Below are 11,861 nucleotides of genomic sequence, written 5' to 3'. Positions count from 1 at the left end.
CGCCTGCTTACCCTGTGGCCATGTCGCACTCGCCCCGTACCCCCGACGAGGAAGCGGTCGCCGCGATCTGGCGTGATGCCCTGGGATGCCCGGATCTGGGAATCTTCGACGACTTCTTCGAGCTGGGCGGTCACTCGCTGCTCGTCCCCAAGGTCGTGGCGCGTATCCGCAAGACGCTGGGTCTCCAAATCCCGATCAAGGAGTTCTACGCCTCCCCGACGATCGCCGCGGTGGTGGCGGGGGCACGGCCGATGCCCGGCACGCATGCCGTCGGCCGGCGGCCCGCGGACGCCGGCCCGGTGCTCTCCTTCGAACAGGAACGTCTGTGGCTGGAGGACCAGGTACGGCCAGGAGCGGCCTACAACGTCCATGGCCGAAGGTTGTTGACCGGCCCGCTCGACCTGCCCGCGCTGGAGGCGAGCATCCGCGCGATCCTGGTCCGCCACGAGACACTGCGCACCCGGTTCCCGCTGGTGAACGACCGGCCGGCCCAGGTCGTGGACGCGCTCGGCGAGGACTGGAGGCTCGATTTCACCGACCTCACCGGTGAACGGGAAGACCCGCGCGAGACCGCTCGTCTGCTGGCTGACCTGCAGGCCGCGACGCCCTTCGACCTCGCCACCGGACCGCTCTTTCGTTGCGCGCTGCTCCGGCTTGCCGAGACCGAGCACCTGCTCTCGATCACGATGCACCACATCGTCTCCGACGCCTGGTCGGTCGGCCTCCTCGTCCGCGAGCTGTCGGCGCTCTACGAGGCCGGTGGCGACGCCGCCCGCGCCGGGCTGGCCGACCTCCCGATCCAGTACCGCGACTACGCGGTCTGGCAGCGCGAGTCCCTGAGCGAAGCGGCGTTGCGCCGGGAGGTCGGCTACTGGAGCCGGCACCTGGCCGATCCGCCGCCTCCGCTGGCCCTGCCCACCCGCAGGAGCCTGGCCCCGCTACGGATCTCGCCCGGTCACCACCTGGAGCTGACCCTGCCGAAGTCGCTGACCGCGGCGATGCACGACCTGTGCCGCCGCCACGGCGTGACCATGTTCATGACGATGATGGCGGGACTGACCGCCGTCCTGTCACGCTGGTGCGGCCAGCGGGACATGGTGATCGGCGTACCGGTGGCAGGACGTGTCGCCGACGGCACGGACGGACTGATCGGATTCTTCGTCAACACCCTGCCCTTCAGGGCAGACCTGTCCGGCGACCCGAGCTTCGCCGACCTCCTCGGCCGGTCCAGGCAGGTCGCGCTGGAAGGGCTGGCGCACGCCGATGCTCCCTTCGACGTCATCGTCAAGGAGCTTCAGGTCCCGCGCGACCCCCGTCGCTCCCCGCTCTTTCAGGTTCTGCTCAACACCATCGACAGCCCGGAACCGGAACGGATCGGCGGGGTCGACGTCAAGCCGCTGGAGGCGATCACGCTCCCCAGCAAGTTCGACCTCACCATCACCACTCAGGAGATCGACGAAGCGCTCCAGATCTTCCTCGACTTCAACGCCGACCGCTACGACCCGGAGATGATGCGCATCCTTCTCACCCATCTCCAGGCCCTGCTGGAAGCCGCGGTCACGGATCCGGGCAGGAGCTTCCTGGACTACCCGCTCCCCGGCGGCCACGACGAGCTCCCGTCCGGCGGCTCCGCGGCGGACGAGGCGGCACCGTCATGGCCCGGGACCGGAACGGCGGTGCGGGACGGCCAGGGGGAGTGGAGCTACCCGCGACTGGCTCAAGCGGCCGGCCGGGTCGCCGAAACGCTGGCCGGACGGGCGCCAGCCCACTACGGGGTGGTGCGCAGAGGGTCGGCCGCATTCGTGGCCGCGATCCTGGGGTGCGCAAAGGCGGGCGTGCCGTTCTCGGTGATCGAGGACGCCGGTTCGGTGCCCGTCCACTTCCTCGGGGTGGACACGGTGCTGGACGTGAGCCCGACCGGCGGCGCGCCGGGCATCACCCTCGATCTCAGCTCCCTCACCGACGGGCCCGGCGACGAGGAGGTGGCGGCAGGTCGGCCCGTCCTGCCCGGACCGGCTGCTCCCCATGCCGACTTCACCTCCGGTGACCGCTTCGCCGTGCTGTCCACGCTGCCCGGCCACCTGATCTCGGCCGTCTCCAGCGCGCTACGCGCCGGCGGGACCCTGGTGCTGAGGGAACCCACCGGAGACCTGTCGGCCTGGCTGCGGGACGAGGAGATCACCGTCGCCTACCTGACACCGCCTATCCTGCGAGCCCTCGCGGGCGAGCGGCTGCCCGCCCTGCGCCACGCCTTCATCGAGAACTCGGGCGACCTGCTGGCCTGCGACATCACCGCGCTGCGCCGCCTGGCACCGGGCTGCCGGGCCGTCGGCGTGCACCGCCTCGGCCGCGACGGGCGGCCCGCGGCCGCCTACCCGGTTCCACAGGACTGGGCGGAGGAGTCCGCACCGACAGTCGTCCCCCTGGGCACCGGCCCCGCGGTACGGCTCGTCCACGCCGGCGGCGGACCGGCCGCCACCGGTGAGGTCGCCGAGCTCCGTGTCGGAACCAGCCGCACCGGCGACCTCGCGCGCCGCTGGAGCGACGGCACGGTGGAACTCGTCGCCCGGAGCGGAGAGAACCCGGGCGATGACCTGAGGGACGTCGTGGCCGTCCTGCGCGAGCTGCCGCAGATCCATGACGCACTGGTGACCGAGCAGGTCACGGACGACGGCGACCTCGCAGTGGTCGGTTACCTGACGGGACCCGGCCCCGAGCAGGACACCGCCACGATCACCCCGTACCTGCGCAACCGGCTGCCCGACCGCCTGATCCCCGGGCACCTGCTCCTCCTCGAGGGCCTGCCGCTCACCCCGGACGGCGGCTACGACCTGGCCGCACTTCCCCTACCGGCCTCCGACGGCCCGGCGGTCGACACCTACGTGGCCCCCCGCACGCCGATCGAGCGCCGTCTGACCGAAATCTTCGAGGAACTGCTCCAAACCGAACGGGTCGGCGTCCATGACACCTTCTTCGAACTGAACGGCTTCTCCCTGCTGGCGACCCAGCTCACCGCCAGGATCAGGGAGTCCTTCGTCATCGAGCTCTCCCTGCGCCAGGTCTTCGAGGCACCCACGGTGGAAGGGCTGGCGCGACTGGTCCTGCGAGCCCAGGTCGAGCGGTACGGAGCGGACGAGTTCGCCACCCTGCTGGATGAGATCGAGACCTGATGAGCGAGCATCACGTGCCGCTGGGCGGTACCGGCTGGGTCGTGTGGCGCGACGTCGCGCTGCGCGGTGCCGGATTCGCCGCCAGGAGGTTCCTGGAGATCTGTGACGACGAGCTCGCCGCCGCCGGCGACTCCACCGCCGCCGACTCCGGGGCGGCCTACGAGAAGGTCTACGCCGCAGCCACCGAACGCCTGTCCGACGCCATGGGCCGGATCGCGGTCGACGGCGCCTTCCGTGAGGCGGTGGCCTGGCAGAACCCACAGGTGGTCCGCTTCACTCTGGACAAGATCGCGGCGGGCGAGTCCCGCGCCAAGCGCGGCCGCCGCCACGAGCTGACCATCGCGACCTACCTGCAGCGTTACTGCCTCAAGAACGACACGGTGGGGTTCTTCGGCCCGTTCGGCTGGGCCCGGCTGGTGCCGGAGGACACGGGGATCGTCGTGGACCCCGGGACGGGGTTCCTGTCCCGACGTACCACCTACTTCGAGGACTGGGCGATCGGCACGCTCGCCGGGACGCTGGCCGCCCTGCCCGAGGTGTGGCCCTGGCTGCGTCCCCGGCGCGAGCTGTCGGCGTCGCTCACCGGCGGGCTGCTGCGCCGGCCGTTCGCCAGGCCGGTGACGCTGACGGTCGCGGAACTGCGGGTCCTGGCACGGTGCGACGGGCAGCGGACCGTACGGGAGATCGTCGGTGACCCGCCGGTCCCGGCCACGGTGGCGGCCCTGCTGCGGCTGCGCGAGGTCGGCGCGGTCCGGATCGACCTGTCCGGCCCGCTGGAGACCTGGCCGGAGCGGACACTGGCGGCGCGGATCGAGGCGATCGCCGACCCACGGGTCCGTGACCGGGTCAGCCGGCCGCTGCGAGAGCTGACGGCGGCGCGGGAGGGCGTGGCCGCCGCCGCGGGGGACGCCGACCGGCTGATGAAGGCCCAGCAGGAGCTCGCCGACACCTTCGAGCGGCTCACCGACCAGGAGGCCAGCCGCCGCTCAGGCGGGCTGTACGCCGGCCGGACCCTGGTCTACGAGGACACCGTCCGCTCGGCCGAGGTCCAGGTGGGGTCCCGGGTGCTCGCCGCTCTGACCGCACCGCTGGGATTGGTACTGGACAGCGCGCTGTGGCTCGTCAACACGGTCGGCGACCGCTACGACGCCCTGGCGTGTGAGATCTTCGACCGGGAGACCGCCAGGACCGGTCGTGCGGATCTGCCCCTGGTCCAGCTCCTGACCACTCTCATGCCGGAACTCGGGCAGTTCACCCTCAGCCCGGAATCGGAGATCGTCCACGAGGTGACGGCGGAGTTCCAGGAAAAGTGGGCCAGGATCCTCGATCTGCCGCCGGGGGACGTCCGGGAGCACCGGGTCTCCGCCGCCGCCATCGCCGATCGGGTAGCCCTGGAGTTCCCAGTGGGGCCGCCCCGGTGGAGCGGTGCCCGCTGGTTCTCCCCGGACCTCATGGTGATCGCCACCGACGCTGAATCCCTGGCGCGCGGCGAGGCCGACTACGTGCTCGGCGAACTGCACTGCGCGGCCAACACCATCGAGAACAGGTCCTTCGTCAGCCAACACCCCGATCCCGGCCGGCTGCGCGAGGCGACGGCGGCCGCTCACCCGGACGGCCGGCTCCTGATCGTTCCCCGGGCGGACTCGCCGCTGACGACCTCGCGCATGTCCCGGGCCGCCGAACTCATGCTGCCGGGCAACGCCTACCTGAGCATCGGAGGGGAGGCGACCGAACCCCCGCCCGGCATAACCATGCACTCCATCCTGGACCTGTTCGTGACGCGGGAAGGTGAGACGCTCGTCGTACGGCACCGCGAGGAGAAGCGGACCTACCCGTTCCTGGAGGCCGCCGGAGACCCGCTGACCGCCCTGACGACCAACGCGTTCCGCCCTCTCGGCCGATCGGGGCATCGGCCGCGCGTCACCATCGACCGGCTGGTCATGAGCCGTGAGACCTGGACGTTCCCGGCCGCCGAACCCACCTGGGCCAATCGCAAGGACGAGCGCTCGCGCTACGCCGCCGCACGGTCCTGGCGATCCCGGCACGGTCTGCCCGAGCGGGGCTTCATCCGGGTACCGAGCGAGAGGAAGCCGCTGGCGATGGACTTCCGTAGCCTGCCCATGGTGAACCTCATGGCCAAGCTGATCCGTCGTACCGCCGAGGAGGGAGCTGGCGAGATCACCGTCACCGAGATGCTGCCCGACCTGGACCAGCTTTGGTTGCGAGACGCCGACGGGGAGCTCTACACCGCCGAACTACGTCTGATAGCGGTCAGATCGGGTTCGCCGCGTCCCTGGAACACGGGGCCGGGTGTTTCCTGACCGGCGGCGATCACGATCGCTATGCTTGCCGTTCATGACTGAGGTGGACGAGCACGGTCGGCCCGAGCCGCCTGTCGCAGGTGACGAGACGGCGACCCTCCTGGGTTTCCTCGACTACCAGCGCGCGACGTTGAGGTGGAAGTGCCGGGGCCTCGACACCGCGGGACTGACGGCGACGGTCGGTGCCTCGTCGATGACGCTGGGCGGGCTGCTCAAGCATCTGGCGTACGTGGAGGACGACTGGTTCTCCCGCTGGTTGCACGGGCGGGACCGATCTGCGCCGTGGGACACCGCAGATTGGCGCGCCGACCGGGACTGGGAATGGAACTCCGCCGCCGACGACTCCCCACAGGAGCTGTTCGCGGTGTGGGAGAAGGCCGTGGAGCGCTCCCGTGAGGCGGTCGCCGAGGCGCTGGACGACGGCGGCCTGGATCGTCCGGCCCAGCGGTCCTGGCCCGGCGGCGAGACGCCGTCCCTGCGGTGGATCGTGGTCCACATGATCGAGGAGTACGCGCGTCACAACGGTCACGCCGATCTCCTTCGCGAGTCGGTGGACGGGGAGACGGGGGAGTAGCGCTCAGCGATCGTCCAAATTGGGGATCTCCGGGCGAAAAGTTCATGTTCGCCGACGACAGATCTAACCCACTGTTTCTACCTTCCTCCACTCTTCGTACAGAGCTCCGGCAACGCTGGTTGAGCATCTTCCGATCATGTGAGCTCTAACGACCTCGTGCCCTGGCGCGGAGGTTCGCCGGTGGACCTGCAACGGCCTGGCCGCCCGGCACCATCATCTGACCGAATCGGCACCGAGCTGGGCGGAGACATTCCCCGCCTGGCGACTCCCTCCGTCCCCACCACCTCGGAACCGGCCGTTGCCGGGAGGGTGTCCAAGGTGGCCGAGGGGAGTGAGGGGCGCGCCGTCAGGCAGGGAAGCCGGGGTGGTGTCGGCGGTGACCGATACGGGATCAAGCGTGCCAGCCTTTCACTGCGATCAACGGTAGGCCAAGTAAATGTGGACATTTCATTATAAATCTACATTGTAAAGGAAATTGGAAAGTTCAAAATCAAAAACAAAATTAATACGCACACAAGAGCGACTAAACGCACTGGAAGACAAGCAGCGAAAAGGGCCACCCCCGATCATGGCTGTCGAACTGACCATCGCTCGAGTACCACCACGACAGCCCCGCTGGTTCGTCGTGACCGTGATGTACAAGGGGTGGAGCGACTCGCGCAGCCATCTGATCTTCCAGGAGCACGCGGCACCTGGAGGATTGCCCGGGTGGCGTCTGGTGGCCGGATCGACGGCGAAAGCGCGAGAGTTTCCGCAGATCGCCCGCGATGCCGACGGCTATGCCGAGGAGGTGGGGGAGAAGGCCCGCGGGCTGATGTACACCCCCCAGCGCGTAGCGGACGCGCACGCCGAGTGGCTCTCCCGCCTGGGTGACGACGACAGCGCTGACAGCAGGCAGGTGCTGGCCGCGGGCGGCTACACCAGCCAGGCGCTGCAGGCCCGGCGTGCCGATCGCGCGGAACTGCGGGGGCAGTGGAGTTTCGCGGTGGGTGTCACCACCCCGCAGCGGGTGTATGGGCTGCGGACCCGAGATGGTGGGGCACTGGTGTGGTACGCGCACCGTGAAACGCATACGTTTCGTGCCGCGACCCCTGGTGCGTCGCCGCTCAGTTTCACGCGGCGCGGGCCGCGGGTGTTGAGTCGCGGCCGCTCGTACACCCGCCACGCTCAGGTGCGATCCGGCGCGTGGTTGGTGGCGGCCATTTCGGCGGCGGGCACCGGCGGTCGAGCGATGGTCGTCGGGGACTGGTTCGCCACGCTCGCGGTTCAGGGCTCGTAGGGTGTCGCACCGCCCGGGTTCCTGATCGACCCTTGGGGGGTTCGCCGGTCAGGACGTGAACAGGTCGATGACGTCGTCCCCGTAGGGGTCTTGTGCCGTGCTGGCAGCGGGCGGAGCCTTGACGACGGTTGCTGCGACGTTCCAGCTGAACCGGGTGGCCACCGCCACCGACGACATCGGATAGCCCTCGCCCGGTCGCCAGATCGCCTGCACGACGACGGGCCTGCCGGACAGGTCGGTGGAGATTCCCCAGTGCAGGGTGATGCCGCTGTAGCGGGGGTTCAGGCGCCCGCCGAGCATCTGCTTGAACGGTTTGGACCTTGCGAACAGGTGCCCGAAGGTGGTCGTGCCGCGGTAGCTCCAGGTCTTTTTCACGGCGCGGTTGTCGGCGTCGCGCAGGGGTGGGCCCGGCTTGCTGCTGGAGGCCGAGGCGAGGAGCGCTTTGAGCGTGCCGAGGTCGAAGACGTCGATGATCTGATCGCCGTACAGTGCCGCGCCGCCGGGTGCGTTGCCGAGCCGTGCCCAGGACGTCTTGCCGTAGGCCGGGCCTGCGCCGTACAGCACGCCGCCGACGCTGCGTACCTTGTGGGCCGCCGCGCCGACCTTGGCGAGGTCGGCCGCCCGGCGATCGCCGCCCGCGGCGTCCTTGCGCAGGAGTTGCAGGTGACACCCGCCGAGCGGCATGGATCGCGTCATGTCGGCGGCGACCACCCCGCCCCGGCCCAGCCGCGCCACTCCTGTCAGATGGGGGTCACCGCTGCCGCTCCGGCACGCGTCGCGTGGCATCTCGCGGAAGCGGGGATCGTAGGGCCAGTCGGCCGCGGTGTGCTGAACGACCTTCACCGACCGGCTCTGGGCCTGCAGACGTTGCACCGCCGCGACCACGTCGACGACCGTTGCGGTCTGGGTGGGGGCTGGCAGGGTCGCCAGGCCCAGCGCACCTGCCATTGTCGCTGTCCATCTCATGGGGGGTGATCATGCCATAGGCCCGCACGCAAACCGTCGACCCGGCTGTCAATCCTTCCTTTGCTGCCCTCATCGACCACTTCGGAAAATCACCGGCGTGCCAGTCGTGCTCAACACACCAGAAGGTCTACCCCCTCGGACTGGCCACGTTGGTCGAGCGCTACCTGGCCGAAGGTGCACCCTCCACCCCGGCCGTACTGGCGGGATAACAGCGCTCACCACAATGAGCTCGGCTGCCACCGGCATACCACTGGCCGTCATCGTGGCCGGCACCAACCGCGGGCGACGCCCCCAGTTTCGCCTGCTACTGGACGCGATCTCGAAGGTCCGCGACAAGTGCGGCCGCCCTCGGCGGCGTCCCGGCGTCGTCCTGACCGATCGCGGCTACGATCACGACACGTACCGCGCTTGGTGCGCGAGTCGTAGATACGCCTGCTGATCGACCGCCGCGGCATCGAACACGGCTGCGGTCTCAACAGATAGCGCCAGGTCGTTGAGCAGGTATTCGCTGTGCTGCTCGCCTCCGCCGCCCGCGCATCTGCCGGGAGGTCCGCGCCGATCTTGACTAGGCCTTCCTCGAACTGGCCTGCGTACTCATCTGCCGACGGCGCCTCGCTTCGTTACGTTGGCAGGTCAAGGCGGTCGATCATGTGCGACATGGTCACTGGGCAGGTATGCCCGAGTGGTTGCCCTGGTGTGCGCGCCGGGCCAGGATCGCTCGCGTGAGCGTCTTTTGTGAGTATTACCGGGCTGCGGATCGTGCGGCGGCGACCGTCCAACCGGACCGTTCCCGTGTGATCGACGATCCTGAGTACGGAGTCGCCGGGTTCGACGCCGTGGTGACTAAATGGGTCGACCCTCAGGTGATCCTGGGCCAGCTCGTGGCGTTCGTCGGCGATGTCGACTTCTTTCTCGGCCTGGTCGATACGGTGTCCCTGTACCCCTCGTATCCCGATCCGGCCCCGCAGACCGACGAGGAGTGGGATGCCCTGCCTGAGGACTCCCCCTACCTGGGTGGGGCGGCCATCTACGAGTTGTCGGTGAACGCGCGTGACATCCTCGCCGGCGCGGACGACTCGTCCCTGCCCGCGGCGGCGGAACGCTGGACGAAGATCGAGGAGTTCTCTCTCCACTCCTCGGACGACAGCGAATACCTGCTGTCCCTGGTCGAGGAACTTGTCGGGCTGGCTCGCCGCGCGAAGGAGCACGACCAGATGCTCTACTGCTGGATGTTCGTCTGAGCGAAGTGGTTACTGGATAACCGGAGGATGCCCGAGCCTTCAGGCCGGGGAGGAATCCGGCCTCCCGCGTAGCGGGGCAGGGGCCGCTGATCCGCCAGGATCGGCGGCGAGGGCGATCTCCAACAGGTGGATGATCTCGGAGTTGATCACAGCTCGTTTCAAAATGAGCGGCGTGTCAGGCTAGTGACGACCGCGCTGCTCGAAGAAAATCAGCCGCGTGTCTTCCCCCGACCTCGTTCCCGACGATCTGTGGGAACGCACAGCCCCTGAACTGACCGCAAGCGCTACACGCGCACGGCAAGGATGGAGCGCGCGCAGCGAACTCACCGACCTGGTCCGCTTCTGGCGCGTTTGACGGCCCTGGCCTTCAGTGGCCCGGGAGCTGGAATATGTCCCCGGTGCCGTGGCCGTGCCCGTCGGTGCCGTCGGGCGTGTGCGGGCCGGTGAAGATCGGTGGGTCGGTGCCGGGGTCGGAGAGGTTCCAGTCGTCGTTACCGAAGATCGCCGCGGTGGCGAGAAGGCTGGTGCGGGAGCGGAGGGCTTCGCGTAGCGAAGGCGGACGCCGGGCGGCCTCTCCGGCGGGTGGCGGCAGCACGACGTGCAGGACCGTGGGCGTGTTGACGTGGAAACGGATCTCGACGGGCGTCTGGTCGTCGTAGGGGGCGGCTTCGGTTTCGCCGGGCGCCAGCGCCGACGCGCGGAAGGCCGGGTCGGTCATGGCCCGCGCGGCGATCTTGGCGAGACGGCGGTCCTCGTAGCGGACATCGAGCAGGATGAGGCTGTCGCGCCAGTGCCGAAGGATCCGCTGGTCGTCCTCGGCCATGTCGCCGCCGATGATGTCGCTTCCGATGTCGTCGGTCATTTAGGGTCTACCTCCAGGAGGCCTTCGCTGATGAGGCGGCGGACAAGGTCGAGACGGTCGGTGTCGGTGAGGGGGCCGGGCAGGTCGGCGACGGTGAAGCTCGTCTCTGCGGCGATGAACGCCAGGGCCGAAGCCACGACGGCGGGGCCGGTGACGTGGTTACCGAGGAACTCGATGGTTGTCTCGGCGGCGCCGGTGCGAACGACGCAGATGATGCCCGGGTTACGCAGGATCCTCGCGCTGGGTTCCAGGGCGGACAGTGCGTCGAGTGAGGAAAAGCGCTGGAACCCGGTGGGGAGGGTCTGGCGCGACAGGCGGGAGCACAGCCGATCGCGGGCCCGCGCCCGCACTCCCGAGTCATCGAGGGCGGACGCGAGGCGGGCGGTGAGCGCGTCCATCTGGTCGGGGTCGACCGGGCCGTCGAAGTAGGAGCGGGGCAGGGCGGCCCGGAACGCCACGTCGGATTCGGCGAGCACGTCGAGCGCGACGGTGAGGTAGTCGTGCCAGGTGTAGGCCTCTACCCCGACCGTGAGATGCATCGAGGACGTCTCACCGGTCAGTGCCGCGTGCCGCCAGCCGCGCGGCAGGTACAGCACGTCGCCGGGCGTCAGGGTGCGGATCTCCGGTTCAGGCAACGCGCGCGGCCCGCCCGGCTCGGTGCGCAGCGGGAGCTCGGTTTCGGGTGCGCTGACGTGCCACACCTTTGAGCCGTGCAGCTGCAGGATGTACACGTCGTGGCTGTCGGCGTGCGGCAGGAAGCCCTGGCTGCGAGCGGGCGTGAGGTAGAGGTTGGCGCCGACCGGAAAGCGCAACTGCGCCTGGAGCTCCCGGCAGAGCCGCGCGACCGCGTCGTGCCGCCGGTGCAGCCGGTTGACGATCAGCGTGAAGCCATCGTCGTAGGCGCGGTAGACGGCCTGGACGTCGACGGCGAAGGAGCTCAGGATCTGCACACGGCGCTCGGTCAGCCCGCCGCCGGCCTCGCTGCGCACCAGGCGCTCGCCGTCACCGGGCCGGATCCGGTCCGAGACGGTCGCCGTCAGCAGGAAGTCGACGTCCGCCAACTGCGGCAGATCCCGGAACCGCCCGGGCGCACCCGGCACGTAGAGCGGCGCGCTCTCGTGGTGACCGCCGAAGAACTCCCGGAGCCCGACCGGTGCGAGGAGTGTCGCGAGCCCCCCTACCGCCTCGTCGCCTCCGGCGACCCCGTTCCCGTCATCAAGCATTCCTTGACTGTAGGTTCCCGCGCCCTCCCAGCCAACTAATCGTCATGATTAGGTCACTCCCTGTCGCTCCGAAGCGTCTCCGGAAAGGCTACGTATCCGCTACGAACACCGCGCCGATCTTCACCAAGGCCGGAACTGTACGGTTTTCGGTGTAACTCCTGATCAAGGAGATACACCTGATGAGTACTGTGATTCAGGCATCCGCAGACACGGACCTGGAGGAAG

At 69.2% G+C, this 11,861-nt stretch carries 8 protein-coding genes; 5 read left to right on the top strand and 3 right to left on the bottom strand.

What is annotated here, in order from left to right:
* The first annotated feature begins 20 nt into the window (after positions 1–20).
* The 4 genes from ACZ6RT_RS33360 (at position 21) to ACZ6RT_RS33345 (ending at position 7,344) form a co-directional block, all read left to right on the top strand.
* Positions 21–3,170 carry a condensation domain-containing protein gene (locus ACZ6RT_RS33360; RefSeq protein ID WP_470157876.1) on the top strand — a complete coding sequence of 1,050 codons (3,150 nt, stop codon included), beginning with the start codon at positions 21–23 and terminating at the stop codon, positions 3,168–3,170.
* A complete protein-coding gene (locus tag ACZ6RT_RS33355; protein WP_470157874.1) occupies positions 3,170–5,491 on the top strand; it encodes a lantibiotic dehydratase in 2,322 nt (773 codons plus the stop codon). Before ACZ6RT_RS33360 ends, ACZ6RT_RS33355 begins: the two co-directional genes overlap by 1 nt.
* A gap of 34 nt (positions 5,492–5,525) precedes the next feature.
* The gene (locus tag ACZ6RT_RS33350) at positions 5,526–6,065 is read left to right on the top strand and encodes a DinB family protein (RefSeq protein ID WP_470157872.1); all 540 of its coding nucleotides are present in this window, start codon (positions 5,526–5,528) and stop codon (positions 6,063–6,065) included.
* Between the two features lie 475 nt (positions 6,066–6,540).
* On the top strand, positions 6,541–7,344 hold the full coding sequence (locus ACZ6RT_RS33345) for a DUF8094 domain-containing protein (protein WP_470157870.1): 804 nt from the start codon (positions 6,541–6,543) through the stop codon (positions 7,342–7,344).
* A 48-nt stretch (positions 7,345–7,392) separates the two neighbouring features.
* Here ACZ6RT_RS33345 and ACZ6RT_RS33340 read toward each other — a convergent pair whose 3' ends face one another.
* Positions 7,393–8,310 (bottom strand): hypothetical protein, encoded by a 918-nt coding sequence (locus ACZ6RT_RS33340; protein ID WP_470157868.1) that lies wholly within the window; start codon positions 8,308–8,310, stop codon positions 7,393–7,395.
* Positions 8,311–9,104: 794 nt separating this feature from the next.
* On the opposite strand from ACZ6RT_RS33340, the gene ACZ6RT_RS33335 reads away from it, so the two are divergent.
* Positions 9,105–9,551 carry a hypothetical protein gene (locus tag ACZ6RT_RS33335; protein ID WP_470157866.1) on the top strand — a complete coding sequence of 149 codons (447 nt, stop codon included), beginning with the start codon at positions 9,105–9,107 and terminating at the stop codon, positions 9,549–9,551.
* 367 nt (positions 9,552–9,918) lie between these two features.
* Here the strand turns inward: ACZ6RT_RS33335 and ACZ6RT_RS33330 are convergent, their stop codons facing one another.
* Together ACZ6RT_RS33330 and ACZ6RT_RS33325 are read right to left on the bottom strand one after the other, a co-directional pair.
* A complete protein-coding gene (locus ACZ6RT_RS33330) occupies positions 9,919–10,413 on the bottom strand; it encodes a hypothetical protein (RefSeq protein ID WP_470157864.1) in 495 nt (164 codons plus the stop codon).
* Positions 10,410–11,636 (bottom strand): cupin domain-containing protein, encoded by a 1,227-nt coding sequence (locus ACZ6RT_RS33325; protein ID WP_470157862.1) that lies wholly within the window; start codon positions 11,634–11,636, stop codon positions 10,410–10,412. Before ACZ6RT_RS33325 ends, ACZ6RT_RS33330 begins: the two co-directional genes overlap by 4 nt.
* Positions 11,637–11,861: the final 225 nt, after the last annotated feature.

The sequence above is a fragment of the Streptosporangium sp. NPDC050148 genome (assembly GCF_055586505.1).
Note: the sequence above shows the minus strand (reverse complement) of the source record. Positions and strands in the feature narration are given on the sequence as shown.